Below are 22852 nucleotides of genomic sequence, written 5' to 3'. Positions count from 1 at the left end.
GGATACTACTTTATTTTTTCGATTCAAGTATTTCACTAAGCACAGCCTGCGCCGCCCATACCCGGTTACTGGCTTCCTGGGTAACGATGCTGTTGGGCCCGTCGAGTATTTCATCGCTCAGTTCCACATTACGCCGTACGGGTAAACAATGCATTACTTTGGCATTATTGGTAACAGACAGCTTTTCGTTGGTAAGCATCCATTCGGGGTCATTGTTATAGATCTTACCATAATCTTTGAATGTGCTCCAGTTCTTCACGTATACAAAATCGGCATCTTTTAATGCTTCGTCCTGATCGTGGGTAATGGTGGCGCCTTTGGTGAATTGTTCATCCAGTTCGTAATCTTCGGGATGCGTGATCACGAAATCGGCTTTTCCCCAGGCGTTCACCCATTGCGAAAAACTGTTGGCCACACATTGCGGCAACGGTTTTACGTGCGGGGCCCAGGTTAATACGATCTTCGGTTTTTTACCTGCAGGCAGGGGAGAAGCGTTCAGGCATTCGTTGATGGTAATAATGTCTGTAAGGCTTTGCAGGGGATGCAGGGTAGCGCTTTCGAGACTTACTACCGGAATGCCGGCGTATTTGATGAATTGTTTTATATACAGTTCGCTGTAATCGTCTTCCCGGTTCTTTAAGGAAGGGAAAGTACGAATGGCCAGAATGTCAAAATAGTTACCCATGATGGGGGCTGCATCTTTCACGTGTTCAACAGTGCTGCCGCTCATGATGGCTTCTTCTTCAAATTCCAGGGCCCAGCCTTCCTGCCCAACGTTGAACACGATGGGTTCCATGCCAAGGTTCTGTGCAGCGATCTGGGTGCTGAGGCGGGTGCGCATACTGGGGTTAAGGAACAACAAACCAATGCGCTTGCCGGCTCCCAAAGTTTTATCTTTAAACGGAGCGGCCTTGTATGCCAGCGCTTTTTTTACCAGTGCATCAAGCTGCTGCACATCATATACACTTGTAAAATTTTTCATGCCTTAGCAGGAAGGAATTTTAAATGATGAAAGATATAATGGGGGTGAGCCGCCTTTTGGAGGGCGGCTCACCCCCGGTTTATTTGTTGGGTGAGCCCCTTGCAGGGGAGCTCACCCTTATAAGTTTAATTACGCTTCGGCGCCTACCTGTACTTCTTCTCTTATTGCTTCGAGTAACTGGTCTGCATCTTTTTTACGCAGGGCCAGTGAGGGCAGCAGCCTGATCACATTGGGTTTGGCTTCGCCGGTGAAGATCTTGTGTTTCCACAGCAGGTTCTTGCGCAGGTCTTTGAAGGCTTCAGGAACGTCAAAGCCGATCATGAGGCCACGGCCCCGTACATTTTGTAATTGTGGGATCTTCGTGAGTTCATCTATCAGGTATTGTCCTACTTCGGCAGCGTTTTGAATGAGGTTCTCTTTTTCCATCACTTCAACCACGGCCAGTGCGGCTGCGCAGGCGAGGTGATTGCCGCCGAAGGTAGTGCCCAGCATACCGTGTTTGGGTTGCAGATGCGGGGCAATGATGATGCCGCCAATAGGAAAGCCATTGCCCATGCCTTTGGCCATGGTATAAATATCTGCATCTACACCGGCATAATCCTGTGAAAAGAACTTACCGCTTCTGCCGTAGCCGCATTGTACGCTGTCGGCAATGAATACGGCATTGTATTCCCTGCACAAACGCCTGATGGCCTGTAAAAATAACTCGCTGGCTACATTGATGCCGCCCACGCCCTGAATGCCTTCGATGATCACCGATGAAATTTCATTACCCTGCGCTGCGAAGCAGGCTTCAAGCGCTGCTACATCATTGAAGGGAAGAAAGATCACATTCGGCGTTTGGTTCACCGGGGCTACAATAGAAGGGTTGTCGGTGGCAGCAACAGCCAGGGAGGTACGTCCGTGGAAAGATTTTTTAAATGCAACGATCTTCTTGCGGCCATTGTGGAAGGAGGCCAGCTTGAGTGCATTTTCGTTGGCTTCGGCCCCTGAGCTTATCAGGAATAACTGATAGTCGGGTTTGCCCGATAATTTGCCCAGCTTTTCGGCAAGCTCTTCCTGCAACGGCATTTTAACCGAATTGGAATAGAAGCCGACTTTATTTAATTGGGAGGTTAATCGCTCTACATAATGCGGATGGGTATGGCCAATACTAATTACCGCATGACCGCCATACAGGTCAAGGTATTGTTCCCCTTTGTCATCCCATACGTAAGAGCCTTTGGCTTTTTCGATGATGATGTTATTGATCGGATAAACGTCAAAGAGTTTCATTGTACTAAAGGTTTAAGTGGCGGTTTCCCGCTCCGCATATGATTAAAAATAATTCGCTTTCAATTTCAGGCCGGCACCCTCATCAATACCAAAGAGGAGGTTCATGTTCTGAACTGCCTGGCCCGAGGCGCCCTTGGTCAGGTTATCGATGGCGCTGTGCACCACGAGTTTGCTGCCCACTTTTTCCAACTGAATAATGCATTTGTTGGTATTCACTACCTGCTTTAAAAAGATCTCACCCTTGCTCATCACCGTGAAGGGGGCGTTCTGGTAAAAATCAGCATACAGTTCAGTAAGCTGTTCAATCTTCCAGTCGCAATCAACCAGTGAGCTAATGAAAATGCCCCGGGTAAAATCGCCGCGCCAGGGAATGAAGCTCAGCGCATCAACTCCTTCGGAAGAAGTGGGCGAGAAGGATGGCTGCAATTGTTGCAACGACTGTGTGATCTCCTTCAAATGCTGGTGCGTTAAGGTTTTATATGCCTGAATGTTATTGGCCCGCCATGAGAAATGGGAAGTGGCCGACAGGCTTTGTCCCGCCCCCGTTGAACCGGTAATACCGGTGGTGTACACCGAATCGAGCAGGCCGGCCTTTGCCAGCGGCAACAGGCCTAATTGTATACCGGTAGCAAAACAACCCGGGTTGGCAATGTTTTGCGCGGTTTTGATCTGGTCTTTGTTCAGCTCAGGCAATCCATAAACAAACTGGCGATTGGCAATTGATGATTTGGCGTTCAGCCTGAAGTCCTGAGAAAGATCGATGATCTTTATTTTATCATTTACTGTGTACTCAGTTAAAAACTTGCGGGCATCGCCATGGCCTACACACAGGAACAATACATCGATGCTGCCATTGGCCAGGGCGCTCAGGTCATCTGAGAACTGAAGGTTGGTTTCACCAATAAGATCGGCATGTACCTGGTGAATGGGATTGCCTGCATTGCTTTTACTGTTCACAAAGCCAATCTCCACATTGGGGTGATTGATCAGTAACCTGAGCAATTCCCCGCCGGTATACCCGGCGCCACCAATAATGCCAACTGATATTTTCTTACTCATACAAAACGTTCTTTTATCTTTTCAACCTGGCCTCACCCGCCCCTACCGGTGGGGTAATTGCAAATGGGCCAACGCTACCACTTACTTCTTCTCGTTGTCTTCTTTCACCGAGTTCCAGATGGAAGTCTGGTTTCCGAAGATCTTGCTGAACCCGCGCACATCTTCGCCGCTCCAGCCGGTATTCATTTCACCGTATTTGCCAAACTTGCTGCTCATGAGGTCGTAGGTAGATTCAATACCGATGATCTGGAAGCGGTAGGGTTGCAGGTTTACAAATACATCGCCGGTTACATGCGCCTGCGAGTTTTCGAGGTAGGCTTCAATATCGCGCATTACGGGGTCCATGATCTGGCCTTCATGCAACCAGTTACCGTAGAACTGTGCCAGCTGGTCTTTCCAGTTCAGCTGCCATTTGGTGAGCACATGCTTTTCAAGGGCATGGTGCGCTTTCAGGATCACCATGGGGGCAGCGGCTTCAAAACCAACCCGGCCTTTGATGCCGATAATGGTATCGCCTACGTGAATATCTCTTCCCACGCCATAGGCGCCGGCAATGGTTTGCAGGTATTGAATGGCTTCGCTGGGATGATCAAATGTTTTATCGTTAACTTTTTTCAGTTCACCTTTTTCAAAGTGCAGCTTTACTTCTTCGCTGCCGGTTTTGGTAACCTGGGTCGGCCATGCTTCTTCGGGCAGCATGCCTTTTGATGAAAGGGTTTCTTTACCGCCAACGCTGGTTCCCCATAATCCTTTATTGATAGAGTATACGGCTTTGGCAAAGTTCATGTTCACGCCTTTGCCTTTCAGGTATTCAATTTCTGCTTCGCGGCTCAGTTTCAGATCGCGGATGGGGGTAATGATCTCAACACCGGGTATCAGGATGTGGAAGATCATATCGAACCGAACCTGGTCGTTACCGGCGCCGGTGCTGCCGTGTGCTACTGCATCGGCTTTCAGTTTTTGCGCATGTTCGGCAATGTGCAGGGCCTGGCTAAGGCGTTCGGCACTCACACTTAACGGGTAGGTGTTGTTCTTTAACACGTTGCCGTAAATGAGGTATTTTATGATGCGGTCGTAATATCCTTTAACTGCATTAACTGTGGTATGTGTTTTTACGCCCAGTTTGTATGCGTGCTCTTCGATCTTCTTCAGTTCTTCATCGCTGAAACCACCGGTATTTACAATAATGCTGTGCACTTCGTAACCCTGGTCTTCGCCCAGGTATTTTACACAAAATGTAGTGTCTAATCCACCGCTAAAACCGAGTACGACTTTCTTTGCCATCTTCCCAGAAATTGTTTTTAGAAATTAAAAAAATGAAAAAAAGATTTGAGTTTGGCAGCGCCACCGCCACCCGATCCGCTATTGGTGTCTTTATCCTCCTTAAAGAAGGGCTTCAGCAATTTCCATTGTTTTATGCGTAACATTCTTTCAAACACACTCTTCTTCTCTTCGAAGAACTCTTTGGTTTCTTCAGGCTCATAGTGATCTTTTGGATCATACAGCATGGCGGTACACAAACAGTTCTTTCTTTCCTTGCTCATGAGAATGTCATAGTTCACACAGCTTTTACAGCCGGCCCAGAATGCTTCGTCCTGCGTAAGCTCTGAATAAGTAACGGGTTCATACCCCAGGTCGCTGTTGATCTTCATCACCGCCAGTCCGGTAGTTAAACCGAATATTTTTGCTTCGGGATATGTTTGCCGGCTCAGCTCGAATATCTTTTTCTTAATGGCCTTTGCCAGTCCGCCTTTGCGAAAGTTGGGCGATACAATCAATCCTGAATTGGCCACATACTCTCCATGGCTCCATGTTTCAATATAACAAAAGCCAGCCCAAATACCGTCCTGGTTAAAGGCAATAACGGCTTTCCCTTCGCGCATTTTCTGTTGTATATATTCGGGCGAACGTTTAGCTATACCGGTTCCACGGGCTTTGGCACTCGAGGCCATTTCATCGCAAATGATCTGGGCAAAGCTGAGGTGCGATTCGTTAGCTACAATAACCTGAAATTGTTGTTGGGTTTCCATTTTTGAAACAAGGCTAAATGTGAAAAATGCAACGGCTTAAAACATTGTGCCGGGGATGAGGGCTTGCAGGAAATGAAGCCATTCCCGTCACCATAGAACACACTGTATGGTACAGAAAGTATCAACGTCGCACCCTTACGGGGATAGGTTGGAAGTAAAAAACTGTACGAAGCCGTACAGGAAAAACCCCACGCACTATAGTGCTCACGGCTTGCGCGAGTACATCAGCGAGTATTATGGTGAGATTTTTTTGCATTTTAAACGGGTATGCTTTTGAGTATATAGAATTTGTCACCGCAAAGAAAAACACTTTTTTTATATCATTGGGGATTTTTAGTGTAAAATTTTGTGTAAATCTTTAAATACCCTAAACTCCCCAATGCCGGCCCTAACGACGTTCATCCGGGCTGGGCCTGATGGCCTTATGGTTTCGTGGTTCTGTTGGTGCCGGTCGAAACTAATGCCTGTTTGTAAGCATCGCCATAGTGCTATCAGACTATAGAACAATAAACAACAGCGCGATCAAATAGTTCGGGAAACTTTCGGTACAGAGTGTATAGCAGCGCTCATTTCCCTGATCAGCGAAGCGTCTTTCTCAATGGCATTGCCAATCACGATCATATCGGCGCCTGCTTTACAATTACGGTAAGCTTTTTCAGGATCGGTAATGCCGCCACCAATCACCAGTGGTACTTCAATGATCTGCGCCACTTTCTCGATCATGCTTTCGGTGATAGGGCGTTTGGCGCCGCTGCCGGCATCCATATAAATGAGTTTCATGCCCAGCATTTCACCCGCCATGGCCGTGCACATAGCGATCTCATTTTTGTCGGCAGGAACAGGTGCTGCATTACTGATGTAGGAAACGGTAGTGGGGGCGCCGCCGTCAATGACCATGTAACCCGTAGAAATGATCTCGAGCCGGCTTTGTTTTACGAATGGGGCCGAAATCACGTGCTGGCCGATCAGCAATTCGGCATTGCGGCCCGAAATAAGGGAGAGATAGAGCAATGCATCGGCATAAGGCGTTATCTGGGAGGGACTGCCCGGGAACAGGATCACCGGAATGTTGCAGTTCTTTTTGATCTGTTGTACCACCTCATCAAGCCGGTTAGTGACAACAAGGCTGCCACCCACCAGCAGGTAATCAACCCTTGCTTCGATGGCCAATGCTGTTAATTCATCAATTTTTTCTACTGTAACCTTGTCTGGGTCAATCAGTACTGCAAATGACTTCTGTCCTTTCTCCTTATGCTGCAGTAAAGATTGATAAATGCGATTCGTCATGCTGGGCTATTGGTGACTACAAAAATGCAAAAACTTTTCGAAAGGGGCCAAAAGGTACCCAAACTTTTACCAATTATTGTTTTTCAGGCCATTACAATCTCGTAAAAGCAGTCACCTGAACCAGGTTTTCGTGCGACCACCCATTCCCGGCGTCTTTGATGGTCCGTAACATATACGATAACTCCAGGTCAAGGGCCCGGTTGAACCGGTATCCCGTGGCCATTAAGCTGCGATTCTGATCAAATAGCTTTCCATTTACATACTGCTGCCCGCTTATGTTAAAAAAGAACTCATTTTGCAGCAAAAGGTACATTCCCTTTGTAAAATCGGCCTGGGTGCGAACCAGCGGTATTTGCTCCCTGAGCTGGTACCGCAGCCGGTTGCTAAAGGAAGAGCCGGTGCGTGTGAGGTGGTCATTTTCGGCCACCATTTGGGGCAGGAACCGGTTCTCGAGCCGTAATCGGTGGCGCATAATGGTTTTATGGTGTTGCGGGCCCGAACCAAAATAAACCGGGTGCGTAAACCATACCTGTTCAAGGGCCTGATGTTCAGCGGCATAGCCCGTAACACCGCTAATGGTGCGCCGGTTATCGGTAAGGCAATACCCGGCCCCCAGGCTCCATTGGCTGTTCAATTGCACAAAGGCGCCCGTTCTAAGTAAGAATGTTTGTAGGTATTCTCTTTTGGTATCGCTTCTGAAACTGGCTTCCAACTGGTAAATGACCTTATGCGAGATCGCAATCTGGTTGTTGGTGGTAGCCCAGGCCGATAATGACAGTTGCGAGTGGGATTCATTACCGGCAACCATTCCAACTATCATTACCATTAATTGTTTATAAAAAGACATACGTGCGCAAAGAAAAAGAACAATTCTCTAATGGTCGTTTGTAAGTAGTTACCGGTTACAAGATACCGGTAACCTGGGCTCAAATTAAGTGCAGTTTGATTATCGGCAGGCGTTCGGCATTAAGGGCCCGGTAACAGGAAACCGGTAACTGGCAACAGTTGTTTATAAAGCATAATTTCATCTAAAATGGAATGTAGCACAGCAGCTTAATAGATACGTTTTTTTTTGATAACAGCCTAAATAAATTAATTAACATAGGGCCGTATTCTGTGCAAAAATCGAGTAAGTCACACCCAGCTTGAGGTATAGTATTTTCAACATGCTTTTTCCACAGGTGTGCATATTAAAAGCTGGGAATTTTGGCCCTGACTGGATATTTTCGTTTTCCCTCTACCCTGATTTATTCATGTTAAAAACTAAGTAACCTATGCCCAGCAAGAAATCGAAAGGCTTACAGTTCAATCGCCGGTTCACCAAGGACGGAATCTCCGTATTTGATCAATTTGAATATGATTACCGAACGAGTGTGATCCGCAATCCAACTGGTGAAGTAGTGTTTGAAATGAATAATGTAGAGGTGCCCAAGCACTGGAGTCAGATTGCCACCGATATTCTTGCCCAGAAATATTTCCGCAAGGCAGGTGTTCCCCAGGCAGATGGTTCAATGGGCCGTGAAACTTCGGTAAAACAGGTGGCGCACCGCCTGGCCAACTGCTGGAAGGTTTGGGGTGAAAAGTATGGTTATTTTGCTTCAGAACAGGATGCCACTATTTTTTATGAAGAGCTGGTACATTGTATCCTTAACCAGTCGTGCACACCCAATAGCCCGCAATGGTTCAATACCGGTTTGTTCGAAAGCTATGGCATCAAGGGAAAACCGCAGGGCCACTACTATGTAGACGCCGTTGACGGTCAATTGAAAAAATCTACTTCAGCATATGAGCGTCCACAACCGCATGCCTGCTTTATATTAAGCGTAGAAGATGACCTGGTGAATGATGGAGGTATTATGGACCTGTGGATGCGCGAAGCCCGCATCTTCAAATATGGCAGTGGCGTTGGAACCAACTTCTCACATATCAGGGGTGAAGGGGAGAAATTAAGCGGTGGCGGTACCTCAAGTGGTTTAATGAGCTTTTTGAAGATCGGTGACCGCGCAGCCGGCGCCATCAAAAGTGGTGGCACTACCCGCCGGGCAGCCAAAATGGTTTGCCTCGACCTCGACCACCCCGAAATTATGGAGTTCATTAACTGGAAGGTAGAAGAAGAAAAGAAAGTAGGCGCCCTCATTGCTGCCGGTTATCCCAGTGATTATGAAGGTGAAGCATACAAAACAGTAAGCGGACAAAACTCAAACAACTCCATTCGTATTCCCAACGAATTCTTTAACAAGCTCAATAATAATGAAGATTGGGAATTAAAGGCCAGAACCGATGGTAAAGTGATGAAGCGCATTCCCGCCCGCGAAGTATGGAACCAGGTTGCCTATGCTGCCTGGCGTTGTGCCGACCCCGGAACGCAATATGATACCACCATCAATGAATGGCATACCAGCCCCAAGGGTGGCCGCATCAATGCTTCCAACCCCTGCAGTGAATATATGTTCCTCGATAATACGGCCTGTAACCTGGCATCAGCCAACCTGCGCCGTTTTTACAATGAGACTAACAATACTTTCGACGTAGAAGGTTTTGAATATGTGTGCCGTTTGTGGACCGTTGTGCTGGAAGTATCTGTGCTGATGGCGCAGTTCCCTTCAAAAGAAGTGGCCCAGCTGAGTTACGATTACCGCACGCTGGGTTTGGGTTATGCCAACCTGGGTTCTATGTTGATGGTAATGGGCATACCGTACGATAGTGAAGAAGCCCGCGGCATTGCCGGCGCGCTCACCGCTATTATGACCGGTGTAGCTTATAAAACTTCTGCCGAGCTGGCTTCTATTTTAGGACCCTTTGCCCGGTATGAAGAGAACAGGGAAGATATGCTGCGTGTAATGCGCAATCACCGCCTGGCAGCTTATGATGCAGATGAGTATGAGAAACTGCACATTAAGCCCCAGGGTATAAAAGCAAGATATTGTCCCGATTACCTGCTGAAAGCCGCTACCAAAGCATGGGATGAAGCAGTACAATTAGGCGAGAAATATGGTTACCGCAATGCCCAGGTTACCGTTATAGCACCAACCGGTACTATTGGTTTGGTAATGGATTGCGATACAACCGGCGTAGAACCGGATTTTGCCCTTGTTAAATTTAAGAAGCTCAGTGGCGGCGGTTATTTCAAGATCATTAACCAGAGCGTACCCACAGCTTTGAAAAATCTCGGATACCAGACCCGTGAAATTGAATCCATTGTTAAGTACGCGGTTGGAGCCGGCACTTTTGTTGGCGCTCCGCACATCAATCACCAGACCCTAAGTGAAAAAGGATTTATCGCCGAAGAGATAAGGAAATTAGATGCCGCAGTAGCTTCCGCCTTTGAGATCGGATTCGTATTCAATGTTTACACGCTCGGGGAAGAGTGCCTGCAGCGCCTGGGATTCAAACCTGAGCAATATTTTAATTTTGAATGGAGCCTGCTCGAAGCATTAGGATTTACTGATGAACAGGTTGAAGCAGCCAATGATTACATCTGCGGCACCATGACCATTGAAGGTGCTCCTTTCCTGAAGGCCGAACACTTGCCCGTTTTTGACTGTGCCAACAAATGCGGTAAAAAGGGACAACGTTACATTCATGCCCATGGCCATATTCGTATGATGGCCGCCGCACAACCATTTTTGAGTGGTGCTATTTCAAAAACCATTAACCTCCCTAATGAAGCCACAGTAGATGAAATTGCAGATGCTTACATGATGAGCTGGCAATTGGGTTTAAAAGCCTGCGCGTTATACCGCGATGGCTCCAAGCTCAGCCAGCCGCTCAGCAACAAGAGCGATAAGAAGAAGAAAGTGGAAGAAGAAACCACAGATAAGACACCTGCCGCTGAACCACAGGAATCGAACATTGTTGATTTAGGAAAATTGACTATTACCGAATTGCTGGGCGAAGTACAAAAACGCGTACAGGCCTCACCCGACACCAGGCTGAAACGCGAACTGGCACGCATTGTAGAACGCAGAACATTACCCGCAAAACGCCGTGGCTATACCCAGAAAGCCAAGATAAACGGACAGGCTATTTTCTTACGCACCGGCGAATATGGTGACGGAACCGTAGGCGAGATCTTCATTGATATGGCCAAGGAAGGCGCTACCATGCGTAGTATGCTGAACTGTTTTGCCATTTCAATTTCAATTGGTTTGCAGTACGGCGTACCATTGGAAGAGTTTGTTGAGAAGTTCGTGTTCACCCGCTTTGATCCTGCGGGCATGGTAGACCACCCGAATATCAAGAGCACTACATCTATTGTTGACTTTATATTCCGTGCCCTGGCTTATGAGTATCTGGGAAGAACCGATCTGGTGCATGTACTCGACCGCCCCGAAGTAATGAATACCGGCACCGATGACTGGGATGAAATTCCCACATCACTGGAGTACGAAAAAAAAACGCCTCCATTAAGTGATGTACGCATTGTGCCCGGTAAACCAGCGAAAGCACCGGATGTAGAACCATTAAAACCAGTAAAAGCCACTGTTAAAAAAGCAGAAGCAGGCATGGATGCCATCAATGCAGCCGCTAAAAGCATGCAGAGCGATGCGCCGGCCTGTAATACCTGCGGACATATAACTATTCGCAGCGGTACCTGTTATAAATGTCTCAACTGCGGAAATAGTATGGGCTGTAGTTAATGGGGTTCCCGATCACAAGTACCCGTTCCAATATCCTGGCCGGTTGCAGCAGTAGCCGGTACCTGAAACAAAGCAAGGTATGATTGCCTGTTATCAGGAACATTAAATGCTAATTTTTGGACGGTTATATTTATAAACTTCAATCCGCTCATTTTTATGGGCGGATTTTTTTTGTTGGCCGCCGGGAATTTCAAATTATGGGTTGGCTGAGGCTTCCACCCAATTTTCCGAAACCTTTACCCGGCCGGAGCTGTCAAAACCAGGTTGGCGCAGGCTTCTGCCCCAATGGATCGTTCAAAACCCTAAATCGCAATAGTTATCCATTTACCCGTACAACCCGCCGGTTCATCTACTTATTTTGACATTTCTTTATATATTCTTTTGTATTGATTTGAAAGATCAGCACGTTTTACCCTTATATAAAACCACCTTTGCACGCATGAGATTTAAAACATTGCTCTTACTGACAATTGGATTTGCCTCGTTGGCTTCCTGCAGCCGCTATATTACGCCTTTCGAAGCCGCCAATGGCAAGGCGAAATGTGGCAGAATGATACGCTGAGGTATTGCCTCACTGGGCGAAGCAGGCGCTATTGTGCCAGCTTTTATTTGCCCCCATTTTTAAAATCATTAAAATATTACCCCTGGTGGTATGCCCGCATGAGCTGGACTGGCTACCAGGGCTTTTTATGTTTAAACATGAATAAAAAATACCCGCTTACCCCATGGGCAACACGGTATACGAAATAATATTAAATAATTGTTATACAGCCCATTAAGGAAAAATCTCCATAAAAATAGCACCACAAAGTGGTATTGTTTCCGCCCATTCGGCGAAGTACGTTTGCAGAAGAAATAATTGCCCCGCACTTCAACATATTTCGAGAGACGTATTACTAAACCTTAAGTATAGCCATTAAGAACAATTTTGCCCTGAAAACAGGACTTTCCCGCTTTGCGGGATTGTTTCATGTGCACTGCTGGACAGGGTTCATTAATTTGAACCCTGTTTTTAACCCCACTTTACCGGGAATTCTTACTTTTACGGCCTTAATAGGGGAAAACTGAATGACAGTTCAATTTGGCTATGATAAAAAGCAGGTGATACAGGCTTTACGCTATCACTTTTTAATGCGTCCGGAAATAAAGGTCCTACTGGTACTCATCAATGTATTTGCAATTACCTCGGCGGTATTGTTTTACCTGAAGAAAATTCAGGCCATTTCGTTTTTAATATTTTCCTTTTTGTGGTTTATGCTGATGCTGGTCATCTGGCGCATTTTGCCGGGCAGCATTTATCGCCGGTCGCTCACCTTTAAGGACCATTTTATCATGCATTTTGAAGAGGAGAATGTGGTGCTGGAAACCGAAAAAGGATCAAAAGGCTGGCCCTGGAAAAAATTCAGCTATTTTGTAGAAAGCCCTTATTTTTTTCACCTGTATTTCGATGCCCGTTCCTTTTTCCTGGTGCCTAAAGATTCGTTTAAATCAATCACCGACCTGCAGAATGCCCGGGAAATGCTGAGGACGAAGATTGGGAAGAAGTAATTTCCAGGTTATCCTGGTCTGTATTTACTTTCTTCAAATATCTTTTTCGGATCGGTATGTAACAACTCGTTTAAAGAAAGATCACTGTGTTTGGTCATATATTTCTTTACGATCTGCCAGCCAACAAATATCCCGATGGCGCCGGGTGATTTGTCGCCCAGTTCAGGCGTATTGGGCGCTTCTTCCATATACGCTTTTATATTCACGGGCTCAATATTGAACAACAGGTTTTGTGTGAGAAAATAATTCCAAATTCTGCCCTCATTTTCATAACAACCTTTCAATTGTAAAGCGGTATAACCTGTTTTCAGTGTATCCTCGGTATAAGGCATGATCTTATCCAACACATATAAACGCTTCCCCTTTTCAACCATTTGCTCAACCAGCGGACTGCTGCCGCTTTTTTCAGGGGCTATATCATTGATAATATTCTTCATGCAATTCACTGCAATATAATCGGGCGTGAACCGGCGTGAGATGTAATCGGGAAATACCGACTGACCAATACTGCTGCTGTATAATGAATATTGATTGCCCATGTGCAGTTGCAAACCTACTGCCAGCGCATCGCGGGTAATTACATCACTATACCCTTCCATGGGCCCGATATAGGTGATCAGTTGCGCCGGTGTTTTATAGTTCGGAAAATAGTATTTCACATACTGTAATCCCTTTTTTATATCCTTTTCAATGGAACCGAAATTTCGGAATACCTGATCGGCCGAATCCTTGACCGGCTTGTAATCGCCAATGAATTTTTTCAGCAGGGCCTGTTCCTGCATACTGGTATCGCTTATACCGGGCAGTTCCATGATGTTGTATAAAAAATCGCCCAGGAACAGGGGATACTTTTGCCCAACCTGATTCAGGGCGGGCATTATATGGTTGGTATCAATGGCAAAAAAATCCTGTTCGAACCGTTTTACTGTAAGGTCGATCTTGATATCCGACACGTCGGGAGCGTTTTTGTCTTTACAGGAAAATAATCCGGCAACGATCAATAATACCAAACCTGTTCGTTTCATTGGACAATATTTATAGTTTGATCTGATGGGGTTTCAAGGAACGCAAACCACCCGGTTTTTGTTGTAACGGCCTGCAATATAGGGCATATCGGGCCAAGCTTGTATAGCTTGGCACATTGGCGTAAATTTGCGCTTACAAATAGGGGATGCTTTTTTAACCTAAAATTCAAAAATGAAAATTGCCATTGCGCAACAAAATTATCATATAGGGAATTTTGAAGATAATACCCGGAAGATCATGGGGGCAATTCAATATGCCAAAAGCCGGAAGGCCGACCTGGTGATCTTTTCCGAATTAAGTATTTGTGGTTATCCGCCACGCGATTTCCTGGAATTTGACGATTTTATCAACGAATGCTATAAGGCCATTGACATCATAAAAGAACAGGCCGATACCATTGGGGTAATTATCGGCAGTCCGCAACGGAACCCGCAAAAAGAAGGGAAAGACCTGTTTAATGCAGCCTGGCTGCTGTACGATAAGAAAATAGTGGGCGTTGCACATAAGACACTGTTACCGAATTATGATGTGTTTGATGAATACCGCTATTTTGAACCAGGGTTTGAATGGAATGTGCTGGAGTTTAAAGGAAAGAAAATAGCATTGACCGTTTGTGAAGATATCTGGAACCTCGGCGATAATCCATTGTACCGGCAATGTCCCATGGATGTGCTCATTACGCAACAACCCGATTTAATGATCAACATCTCGGCATCTCCTTTCGATTACGATCATGACCAGGACCGGGAAGAGATCGTGCGGGCTAACGTGCTGAAATATGGGCTGCCCATGTTCTATTGCAATGCCATTGGTTCACAAACCGAGCTGGTATTTGATGGCGGCAGCCTGGTGATGGATGCCAACGGACAGATCGTAAAGGAGATGAAATATTTTGAAGAGGATTTTGCCATCGTGAACCTCGACGAAATTGAGGTGCAAAAGGCAAAACGCAAACCGTTGAAGGCCGTTCCGGAATTTGATAAAGATATGCGCGTGGGTAAAGTGGAAGACCCCGAAAAGATCATTGAATACCTCACTTCTGATGAAAATATCGGGCAAATAAAAGAAGCGCTTATTCTGGGCATCAGGGATTATTTCCGCAAAATGGGTTTTACAAAGGCCATACTGGGCAGTTCGGGTGGAATCGACAGTGCGGTTACCCAGGCCCTGGCCACCCGGGCATTGGGCCGGGAAAATGTAAGGGCTATTTTAATGCCATCTCATTTTTCGACTTCGCATTCGGTTGAAGACGCTGAACAATTAAGCAGGAACCTGGGCAACCCCTATGACATTGTACCAATAAAGAATGTGTACGATGCGTTGCTGCATACCCTGAAGCCTGTGTTTGGCGATCTGCCGTTTGGGCTGGCTGAAGAGAATCTCCAAAGCCGTGCACGCGGTAATCTTTTAATGGGTATTGCCAATAAGTTCGGTTATATCTTACTGAATACTTCTAATAAAAGCGAATTGAGCACCGGTTATGGGACCCTGTATGGCGATATGGCGGGTGGAATAAGTGTATTGGGCGATGTATATAAGATGCAGGTATATGCGCTGGCCAATTACCTTAACCGCAACGGAGAGATCATTCCGGAGAATATCATCACCAAACCTCCTTCGGCCGAATTACGGCCCGAACAAAAAGACAGCGACAGCTTACCCGATTATTCGGTGCTCGATAAAGTGCTGTATCAATACATTGAAAAAAGAAAAGGGCCCAAAGAACTTATTGCCATGGGCATTGATGAAACGCTGGTAAAACGGGTGTTGAAAATGGTGAACAGCAATGAGTACAAGCGCAACCAGTTCTGCCCCATCATACGCGTAAGCTGTAAAGCATTCGGTGTAGGGCGCCGGGTGCCGATAGTGGGGAAGTATTTGTCGTAATGAAAATACAATCTATAAAAGGAAAAGCCTCCAGATACGTCAGGAGGCTTTTTTCATTCTTAAAAGATGGAATTATTTTCTACTGTAGGTATAAGTTACAGTAACTGTTTGGCCACTATAGGTTGAAGACACTTCATAAACCAACTGTCCTTTAGTCAGTGATTTTACAGTGTATTCATCTCCGTCGATGGTGATCTTGCTGCCTGAAATAGACCATGTACTTGTATAATCTCCGGCAGAAGAACATTTTGTACCTGCGTCTACGTAACTCATGGTTCCGTCAGATTTTAAAACAGTCTGATCATCTCTTTCGCAGGCATCATAAAATTGACTAGTAACATCCGCTTCAGGATAATTGGTGCCTTTCATTTTCATGGAAGACAACGTGTAAGTAGCTACGAGGTTCTCTTTTGTAATAGCCAGGCTGTCATCGTCATGGTTTTTTTTACAAGCCGTAAAAGTGGCTGTAGCAAATAATACTAACGCAAGGGTTTTGGTAAATGAACGAAGCATAATATTTGGGTTTTTGATTAACATAGTCATACGTTACCCTAACAATGGGTAGCATTGCTGATGTAATTTTTCCCCTACTATTAAACTGATTGTCTGATTGTGTCTGGTTCTATATGCTGGTTGTGAACTGGAAGAAAAGCAGGTAGCTATTTCTTTTGAACGGTCAGTGTGAGCAGGTACATAATGGCTGTTTTAGGGTTATTGAAAAGTGCAAGCAAATAAACTGTATTCGTGTGACTTTATTGTGCAGCCAGTAGTATTTATTAATTTTTTTAACAAGAATACTTGATAAGATGATGAGTGGTCGAATGCGTAAGTTTTATTGCGACATAAAAAAGAGATCGGCTGTTTAAAGGCCGGTCTCTTTTTTTATGGTTCAATCAGGGTTTAGTGTGACCATCTTTTAATATATCTTGAAGGTCCGTTAGAACCCTGGTAATCATAATATATCTCGAGTGTATAGCTGTCGAGCGTTTTTATGGTATAAGTCCGGCTGTCAATGGTTAGCTTGGTACCATCACTTGATAACGTCCAGTCATAACTGTATCCTGTTGCGCTGTAGCATCTGTTTGTTCCTTCATCTTCTGAAAGTGTACCATTTGTTTTGAAAGTAAAAACGTTGTCTTTGTCACAAGTCCACATATAACTTTCCGAACTTTCGATAGTCCAGTTTAAATTATCATCGTATCCATAATCAGACAGGACCCAGGTTTTTTTGGTCAGTAACTCTGTTTTGGTTTGTGTTTCACTTTTGCCGCAACCAGTGAAAACGGCAGCTGCTAATAGTAATAAGGCAAAGGATTTGGTAAACGTGCAATTCATATTTGTTTTTTAGGGTGACGAATTTCGGGGCCGGCAAATTAACTGTACTTATGCCACTTTATTGCCTAAGCGATTGGGTATTTTACCCCTTCTTTCCGGGGAAAAAACATTTGGATAAGTTGAAGTCCATAAAAAAGCCTCCCGATGCATCGGGAGGCTCTAAAATATGTTGAAATTACGTTTAATGTTTCAGGTCAAGAATTACGGTATAAGTGCCATAAGGCGGATATGTAACATCTTTTATTAACCGCAGTTTGGTACTTGAAAGTTCACCTACTTTTACATCACCGCTGAAATAGCTCGTTCCAAAAATTTGGTCGGGTGTGTACAATACGGTCCCATTCTCTTTAAACCACCATTTGAAAGGGGTAGTTTGTGGGTCGCTTGAATTACATTTGGTGGCTCCTTCGTTGAGGGTGCCTGTACTATCACTTTTGAATGTAATGGTATTGTCTTTATCGCAATTGTCAATGAAGCCTGGCGGTAACGCCTGATCAATAGTGCCATTTTTATCACCATCAATACCTATGGTATCATATTTCCAGGCAGCGCTGGTGATCAATGTCATTTTTTCCTTATCGCCTGAATTGTTATTATCATCCTTTTTACAACCAAAAATGATAAAACCAATTGACAGCAGTGCAAATACATACTTTTTCATCTGAACAGTTTTTATGATTTAATGGGCCTGAACCAGGATGTTACTAAACCAGGCGCAAAATAAGATACTATTATGAGCAAATTTTATTCCCTTTCCGTTGCTTTTTGGAAAGGGCAGAAGGAAATAAGTTCCACAACTCCTAAATTGCTCCTTTATTGTATCTTGTTAAACATGTTTATTTTTATTGATTTTAGGGTTGTTTTAGCAAGTTGGCAAGCATCTTGCAAGGGCATTTGCGTATTTTCATAACTGATTATCAATCATTCATATCTAAACCCCGTATATGCTATTAACAGCAGATGATATCCGGCAGCTCAATGACAAAATTCAGTACCAGAGCGCTTTTATCGATCGGCTCCGCGACGAAACGGCCAGGGTTATTATTGGCCAGCACCATATGCTCGACAGATTGTTAATAGGTCTGCTGAGTAATGGGCATGTTTTGCTGGAGGGGGTTCCTGGTTTGGCTAAAACCCTCACCATTAAATCACTGGCGCAGGCCATACATGCCAAATTCAGCCGTATTCAGTTCACGCCCGATCTGCTTCCTGCCGACGTCATTGGTACAATGATCTACAATCAGCAGAAACATGAATTCGTAGTACGCAGAGGGCCCATTTTCGCCAACTTTATTCTGGCCGATGAAATCAACCGCGCCCCGGCAAAAGTGCAAAGCGCCCTGCTGGAGGCCATGCAGGAGCGGCAGGTGACTATAGGTGATAGCACTTACAAGCTCGATGAACCATTCCTGGTACTGGCCACCCAAAACCCTTTAGAACAGGAGGGAACCTATCCATTGCCCGAAGCGCAGCAGGACCGGTTTATTATGAAAGTGATTATAGATTATCCTACCAAACAGGAAGAACAGATCATTATCCGTCAGAATGTGCAGAGCCTGAAATCGCCTGAAGTAAGCCAGGTAGTGTCGATGCAGGAAATAACCCAGGCAAAGGACCTCACCCGGCAGATATACATGGATGAAAAAGTGGAGAATTATATTCTCGATATTGTATTTGCTACCCGGTTCCCCGAAAAATACAAACTGGAAAAACTGAAGCCGCTGATCGCCTATGGCGGTTCGCCCCGCGCCAGCATTAACCTGGCACTGGCCGCTAAAGCGCATGCCTTTTTGAATAAACGCGGTTTTGTGATCCCCGAAGATGTGCGCAGTATTTCAAAAGACGTGCTCCGCCACAGGCTGGGGTTAACCTACGAGGCCGAAGCGGAGAATGTTAATGTAGAGAATATCATCGATGATGTTTTGCGCGTTATTCAGGTGCCTTAACAACTGCCATAGACCCAATAAACCCATTGTTTATGCTAACTACGGCCGAAATAATAAAAAAAGTTCGCGAGCTGGAGATCAAAAGCAAAAAGCTCACCCGCCATTTATTTACGGGTGAGTACCACAGTGCTTTTAAGGGCCGGGGTATGTTGTTTAAAGAAGTGCGCGAATACCACGCCGGTGACGATGTCAGGTTTATCGACTGGAATGTATCGGCCCGCTTTAACCACCCGTTCAGCAAGGTATTTGAAGAAGAACGCGAACTGTCGGTAATGCTGCTGGTTGATGTAAGCGCCAGCTCGCTGTTTGGTACTACCCAGGCACGCAAAAAAGACCTCATCACCGAAGTGGCGGCTGTACTGGCCTTTTCAGCCATCAGTAATAACGATAAAATAGGCGTGCTGTTCTTCAGCGATGTGATAGAGAAATTCATTCCACCCAAAAAGGGGCGCGACCATGGGCTGTATATTGTGCGCGAACTGCTCACCGCTGAACCCAAGCATAAAGGCACCCGCCTGGGCCAGGCCCTGCAACGGCTTAACAATACCGTTCGGCAAAGCAGCATTGTTTTCGTATTAAGCGACTTCCTTGACAATGATTTTGAAGATGGCCTTAAGGTGGCTGGTAAAAAGCATGATGTGATCGGCATAAAAGTGTATGATAAAATGGATATGCAGTTACCCGATGCCGGCCTGATGGAAGTGGAAGATGCAGAAACCGGGGCCCGCACCTGGATAGATACCAGCGATTACCTGGTTCGCCAGCAACATGAAGCCGCTTTTTTTAACCATACAAACTATTGTAAAAATATCTTTACGCGGGCGGGTTGCGACCTCCTGCATATACGCACCGGAGAAGATTATGTAAAAGTGTTGCAGAAGTTCTTTATCGGGCGTAACCGGTAATTATGAAAAACCGTATTCTTAATATTATCCTTGTTGGTTGTTTACTCGCAGGCCCCGCTCAAATGCATGGTCAGGTGATGGCCAGGGCATCGGTTAACCGCGACCAGATCCTTATTGGCGAGCCCATTAAACTCACCTTCGAAGTACGCGTTCCCATGGGGCAAACCCTGCAATGGTTTAACCTCGATACCATTCCGCATTTCGAGATCATGGAGAAAGGCAAAGCCGATACCTCCGATAACATCGATGGCAAACAATTTCACCAGGAGCTTACTATTACCAGCTTTGATTCTGGTGTTGTCGCTATTCCACCCATGACCATCAATGTGGGTGGAAAGAACTATGCTACCGACTCCATTCCCATTGAAGTAAGCTATGCCCAACTCGATATTTCAAAAGATTATCGCGATATAAAAGAAATTGAAGAAGTACCCAAACCGGCCTGGATGGCCTGGATACCCTGGATCCTGGGCGCCTTTACAGCTATAGCCATTGCAGTTATCGTTTACCTGTTGCGGAAGCCAAAGAACGTGGCGCCCGCACCGCCGGTACCGGTTCAGCCCAAATTAAGCCCCTACGAAGAGGCGTTGCAGGCCCTGGAAGAATTGCGCAGGCAGGGATTTCTGCAAAATGGAGAAATAAAAACCTATTACAGCCGGCTGAACGATATTCTGCGTGTGTTCATGTTCCGTAAAATGAAAGTGGCCACGCTCGAAAAAACCAATGAAGAACTGATTGCGCAACTGCGCCAGCTGGCCTTAGATAAAGAAAGTTTCAATCAACTGGTACATGCCTTGCAGATCGCAGATTTTGTAAAGTTCGCCCGCTATCAGCCAGATGCAACCGATAATGAAAAGAATTTTGCCGTAATACAATCGGCTATCAAAACACTAAACAATATTTCCTGACCCTTGCTGTACAATTGGTTTGAACATATAACATTTGCATATCCCGAAGTATTCGGATTATTTGTAATGATACCAGCGATGCTATACTGGTACCTGAACCGGTATGGCCGGCAACAGGGTACCATAAAAGTATCGTCGCTGTCGGTTTACCGAAAAAGCAGTTCCTGGAAAAATACCTTCAGGCATGCACCCTTTATCATCCGGTTGCTGGCCGTTAGCTGTATCATTATGGCGATGGCCCGGCCACAAACGCGTAATGATGAAGAATTGAAGAATGGTCAGGGTATCGATATCATCCTTTGCCTCGACGTAAGTGGTAGTATGCTGGCGCAGGATTTTTTGCCCGATAGGATGGAAGCATCCAAACAAATGGCAGCCGCCTTTGTGGATATGCGCCCCACCGATCGCATTGGCGTGGTTATTTTTTCGGGAGAAAGTTTTACGCTGGTGCCGTTAACCACCGATAAAGCAGTATTAAAAACCCAGATCTACAATATACAACGTGGTTTGCTCGAAGATGGAACCGCTATTGGCGATGGCCTCGGCGTAAGCGTTGACCGCCTGAAGAGCGTAAAAACAAAATCGAAAGTGATCATTCTGCTTACCGATGGAGAAGACCAGGGCGGCCGTATTGATCCGCTGGCAGGAAAAGAACTGGCCAAATCTTATGGTATCCGGGTATACACCATTGGGGTAGGGTCAGAAGGATATGCACCGGTACCCATTCCTGATGGCGCTGGCGGCACCACTACGCGGCAGCAAAAAGTAAATATTGACGAAAAACTGTTGCGGATGATCGCTACCGAAACCGGCGGTTTGTATTACAGGGCCCGCGACAATGAGAGTTTAAAAAGGATTTATACCGAAATTGACAAGCTCGAAAAATCGCGCATAGAAGTTACTTCACTCAAACGCTATACAGAACGGTTCTTCCCATTTGCATTTGCCGCCGCAGTATTAATGATACTTGAAATATTTTTGCGGTATACGTTATTCAGGAAATTCCCATAATAGAAGGCGTCACCGGTCTCCCCGGGATAGCGTACATTTATGTTCTAATGAAAGCAATCGTATACCGGTCAACCGGCAGTTGGTACAATATAAAAACAGAAACGGGCAAGGCTATGAGTGCCCGTATAAAAGGGGTTTTCAAAATAGATGATATTACCTCAACCAATCCTCTTGCAGTAGGTGATGAAGTAATGATTGATATTGAAAGCGAATCGGCCAATACAGCCATCATTACCGAAATTCTTCCCCGGCGCAACTACATTAACCGGCAATCGCCATCACATAAAATGCAGCACCACATTGTGGCTGCCAACCTCGACCAGTCGTTATTATTTGCCACTCTCAGGGATCCAAAGACCTCACAGGGGTTTATTGACCGTTTTCTGGTAACCTGCGAAGCCTACCATGTACCGGCCATTGTTGTGTTCAATAAAGCTGATGTATACAGGAATAAAGAGCTGGAAAAATATGAAGCCCTGCACGAAATGTATGCGGCTATTGGCTACCGTACGGTATTGATGTCGGTTAAAAATAACCAGGGTGTTGAAGAAGTGCGGGCCGCTTTGGAAAATAAGATAACCTTGTTAAGCGGGCATTCCGGCGTTGGTAAATCTTCTTTTATAAATACCATTTTCCCCGAGCTGCAATTAAAAACACAGGATGTAAGCGGCTGGAGCGGCAAGGGAATGCATACCACCACTTTTGCTGAAATGTTCGATCTGCCACAGCCAACCGGTGGCCGCGTGATCGATACGCCGGGGATGCGTGAGTTTGGTTTGGTTGATATTAGCCGCCAGGAGCTTTCGCATTACTATCCTGAAATGGCGCGCCTCATTACCGAATGCCAGTTCAATAATTGCTTACATATAAATGAACCGGGCTGTGCGGTAAAAGATGCTGTGATCAATGGTGTCATCGATGAAGACCGCTATGTGAGTTACGTCAACATTCTTGACTCTATTGATGAAAAGAGTTATTAAAAGCCGGGGATATTGGATTGGAAGAAGGAAGGA

At 45.6% G+C, this 22852-nt stretch carries 20 protein-coding genes; 9 read left to right on the top strand and 11 right to left on the bottom strand.

From position 1 onward, the window contains the following. Positions 1-10 precede the first annotated feature (10 nt). The 7 genes from A3860_RS11045 to A3860_RS11015 form a co-directional block, all read right to left on the bottom strand. Positions 11-982 carry a Rossmann-fold NAD(P)-binding domain-containing protein gene (locus tag A3860_RS11045; RefSeq protein ID WP_081146752.1) on the bottom strand — a complete coding sequence of 324 codons (972 nt, stop codon included), beginning with the start codon at positions 980-982 and terminating at the stop codon, positions 11-13. Between the two features lie 129 nt (positions 983-1111). Then, the gene (locus A3860_RS11040) at positions 1112-2257 is read right to left on the bottom strand and encodes an aspartate aminotransferase family protein (protein WP_081146751.1); all 1146 of its coding nucleotides are present in this window, start codon (positions 2255-2257) and stop codon (positions 1112-1114) included. Between the two features lie 42 nt (positions 2258-2299). Further along, complete coding sequence (argC, locus tag A3860_RS11035; protein ID WP_081146750.1) at positions 2300-3316, bottom strand: N-acetyl-gamma-glutamyl-phosphate reductase; 1017 nt, start codon at positions 3314-3316, stop codon at positions 2300-2302. Positions 3317-3397: 81 nt separating this feature from the next. Beyond that, entirely contained in the window at positions 3398-4600 is a 1203-nt protein-coding gene (locus A3860_RS11030; protein WP_081146749.1) for an argininosuccinate synthase, read from the bottom strand. A gap of 17 nt (positions 4601-4617) precedes the next feature. After that, entirely contained in the window at positions 4618-5346 is a 729-nt protein-coding gene (locus tag A3860_RS11025) for a GNAT family N-acetyltransferase (RefSeq protein WP_081146748.1), read from the bottom strand. A 522-nt stretch (positions 5347-5868) separates the two neighbouring features. Continuing rightward, entirely contained in the window at positions 5869-6633 is a 765-nt protein-coding gene (locus tag A3860_RS11020; protein ID WP_081146747.1) for a geranylgeranylglyceryl/heptaprenylglyceryl phosphate synthase, read from the bottom strand. A gap of 91 nt (positions 6634-6724) precedes the next feature. Next, a complete protein-coding gene (locus tag A3860_RS11015; protein ID WP_158085204.1) occupies positions 6725-7453 on the bottom strand; it encodes a DUF2490 domain-containing protein in 729 nt (242 codons plus the stop codon). 454 nt (positions 7454-7907) lie between these two features. Here A3860_RS11015 and A3860_RS11010 point away from each other — a divergent pair, with 454 nt between their 5' ends. From A3860_RS11010 to A3860_RS11000, 3 genes are all read left to right on the top strand, one after another. Then, positions 7908-11273 (top strand): vitamin B12-dependent ribonucleotide reductase, encoded by a 3366-nt coding sequence (locus tag A3860_RS11010; protein WP_081146745.1) that lies wholly within the window; start codon positions 7908-7910, stop codon positions 11271-11273. Positions 11274-11712: 439 nt separating this feature from the next. After that, positions 11713-11835 carry a hypothetical protein gene (locus A3860_RS42075; protein ID WP_262497293.1) on the top strand — a complete coding sequence of 41 codons (123 nt, stop codon included), beginning with the start codon at positions 11713-11715 and terminating at the stop codon, positions 11833-11835. Between the two features lie 506 nt (positions 11836-12341). Further along, a complete protein-coding gene (locus A3860_RS11000) occupies positions 12342-12821 on the top strand; it encodes a YcxB family protein (RefSeq protein WP_081146743.1) in 480 nt (159 codons plus the stop codon). Positions 12822-12829: 8 nt separating this feature from the next. On the opposite strand, the gene gldB is transcribed toward A3860_RS11000, so the two are convergent. After that, on the bottom strand, positions 12830-13846 hold the full coding sequence (gene gldB / locus A3860_RS10995) for a gliding motility lipoprotein GldB (protein ID WP_081146742.1): 1017 nt from the start codon (positions 13844-13846) through the stop codon (positions 12830-12832). A 172-nt stretch (positions 13847-14018) separates the two neighbouring features. Here gldB and A3860_RS10990 point away from each other — a divergent pair, with 172 nt between their 5' ends. Further along, entirely contained in the window at positions 14019-15734 is a 1716-nt protein-coding gene (locus A3860_RS10990) for an NAD+ synthase (RefSeq protein ID WP_081146741.1), read from the top strand. A gap of 72 nt (positions 15735-15806) precedes the next feature. Here the strand turns inward: A3860_RS10990 and A3860_RS10985 are convergent, their stop codons facing one another. The 3 genes from A3860_RS10985 to A3860_RS10975 all read right to left on the bottom strand — a co-directional run bounded on the left by A3860_RS10985 (position 15807) and on the right by A3860_RS10975 (position 17730). Next, positions 15807-16247, bottom strand: coding sequence for a lipocalin-like domain-containing protein (locus A3860_RS10985; protein ID WP_158085203.1), 441 nt, complete (start codon positions 16245-16247; stop codon positions 15807-15809). 387 nt (positions 16248-16634) lie between these two features. After that, positions 16635-17069 (bottom strand): hypothetical protein, encoded by a 435-nt coding sequence (locus A3860_RS10980; protein ID WP_081146739.1) that lies wholly within the window; start codon positions 17067-17069, stop codon positions 16635-16637. A gap of 181 nt (positions 17070-17250) precedes the next feature. After that, positions 17251-17730, bottom strand: coding sequence for a lipocalin family protein (locus A3860_RS10975; protein ID WP_081146738.1), 480 nt, complete (start codon positions 17728-17730; stop codon positions 17251-17253). 283 nt (positions 17731-18013) lie between these two features. Here A3860_RS10975 and A3860_RS10970 point away from each other — a divergent pair, with 283 nt between their 5' ends. The 5 genes from A3860_RS10970 to rsgA are packed head-to-tail and all read left to right on the top strand — an operon-like array spanning position 18014 to position 22819. Continuing rightward, positions 18014-19015, top strand: a complete 1002-nt coding sequence (locus A3860_RS10970) for an AAA family ATPase (protein ID WP_081146737.1) — start codon at positions 18014-18016, stop codon at positions 19013-19015. Positions 19016-19047: 32 nt separating this feature from the next. Further along, positions 19048-19920, top strand: a complete 873-nt coding sequence (locus tag A3860_RS10965) for a DUF58 domain-containing protein (RefSeq protein ID WP_081146736.1) — start codon at positions 19048-19050, stop codon at positions 19918-19920. A gap of 2 nt (positions 19921-19922) precedes the next feature. Beyond that, entirely contained in the window at positions 19923-20828 is a 906-nt protein-coding gene (locus A3860_RS10960; RefSeq protein ID WP_081146735.1) for a BatD family protein, read from the top strand. 3 nt (positions 20829-20831) lie between these two features. Continuing rightward, positions 20832-21839 (top strand): vWA domain-containing protein, encoded by a 1008-nt coding sequence (locus A3860_RS10955; protein WP_081146734.1) that lies wholly within the window; start codon positions 20832-20834, stop codon positions 21837-21839. Positions 21840-21886: 47 nt separating this feature from the next. Beyond that, positions 21887-22819 (top strand): ribosome small subunit-dependent GTPase A, encoded by a 933-nt coding sequence (rsgA, locus tag A3860_RS10950; protein WP_081146733.1) that lies wholly within the window; start codon positions 21887-21889, stop codon positions 22817-22819. Positions 22820-22852: the final 33 nt, after the last annotated feature.

It is taken from the genome of Niastella vici, from assembly GCF_002077945.1.
GTDB classification, from domain to species: Bacteria; Bacteroidota; Bacteroidia; order Chitinophagales; family Chitinophagaceae; genus Niastella; species Niastella vici.
This window is presented reverse-complemented; position numbering and strand designations above follow the sequence as displayed.

Excerpts from the sequence above, each read along its gene's own strand:
- A3860_RS11045 (WP_081146752.1), bottom strand. The coding sequence starts at position 982 with ATGAAAAATTTTACAAGTGTATATGATGTGCAGCAGCTTGATGCACTG.
- A3860_RS11040 (WP_081146751.1), bottom strand. The coding sequence starts at position 2,257 with ATGAAACTCTTTGACGTTTATCCGATCAATAACATCATCATCGAAAAA.
- argC (WP_081146750.1), bottom strand. The coding sequence starts at position 3,316 with ATGAGTAAGAAAATATCAGTTGGCATTATTGGTGGCGCCGGGTATACC.
- A3860_RS11030 (WP_081146749.1), bottom strand. The coding sequence starts at position 4,600 with ATGGCAAAGAAAGTCGTACTCGGTTTTAGCGGTGGATTAGACACTACA.
- A3860_RS11025 (WP_081146748.1), bottom strand. The coding sequence starts at position 5,346 with ATGGAAACCCAACAACAATTTCAGGTTATTGTAGCTAACGAATCGCAC.
- A3860_RS11020 (WP_081146747.1), bottom strand. The coding sequence starts at position 6,633 with ATGACGAATCGCATTTATCAATCTTTACTGCAGCATAAGGAGAAAGGA.
- A3860_RS11015 (WP_158085204.1), bottom strand. The coding sequence starts at position 7,453 with ATGATAGTTGGAATGGTTGCCGGTAATGAATCCCACTCGCAACTGTCA.
- A3860_RS11010 (WP_081146745.1), top strand. The coding sequence starts at position 7,908 with ATGCCCAGCAAGAAATCGAAAGGCTTACAGTTCAATCGCCGGTTCACC.
- A3860_RS42075 (WP_262497293.1), top strand. The coding sequence starts at position 11,713 with ATGAGATTTAAAACATTGCTCTTACTGACAATTGGATTTGCCTCGTTG.
- A3860_RS11000 (WP_081146743.1), top strand. The coding sequence starts at position 12,342 with ATGACAGTTCAATTTGGCTATGATAAAAAGCAGGTGATACAGGCTTTA.
- gldB (WP_081146742.1), bottom strand. The coding sequence starts at position 13,846 with ATGAAACGAACAGGTTTGGTATTATTGATCGTTGCCGGATTATTTTCC.
- A3860_RS10990 (WP_081146741.1), top strand. The coding sequence starts at position 14,019 with ATGAAAATTGCCATTGCGCAACAAAATTATCATATAGGGAATTTTGAA.
- A3860_RS10985 (WP_158085203.1), bottom strand. The coding sequence starts at position 16,247 with ATGCTTCGTTCATTTACCAAAACCCTTGCGTTAGTATTATTTGCTACA.
- A3860_RS10980 (WP_081146739.1), bottom strand. The coding sequence starts at position 17,069 with ATGAATTGCACGTTTACCAAATCCTTTGCCTTATTACTATTAGCAGCT.
- A3860_RS10975 (WP_081146738.1), bottom strand. The coding sequence starts at position 17,730 with ATGAAAAAGTATGTATTTGCACTGCTGTCAATTGGTTTTATCATTTTT.
- A3860_RS10970 (WP_081146737.1), top strand. The coding sequence starts at position 18,014 with ATGCTATTAACAGCAGATGATATCCGGCAGCTCAATGACAAAATTCAG.
- A3860_RS10965 (WP_081146736.1), top strand. The coding sequence starts at position 19,048 with ATGCTAACTACGGCCGAAATAATAAAAAAAGTTCGCGAGCTGGAGATC.
- A3860_RS10960 (WP_081146735.1), top strand. The coding sequence starts at position 19,923 with ATGAAAAACCGTATTCTTAATATTATCCTTGTTGGTTGTTTACTCGCA.
- rsgA (WP_081146733.1), top strand. The coding sequence starts at position 21,887 with ATGAAAGCAATCGTATACCGGTCAACCGGCAGTTGGTACAATATAAAA.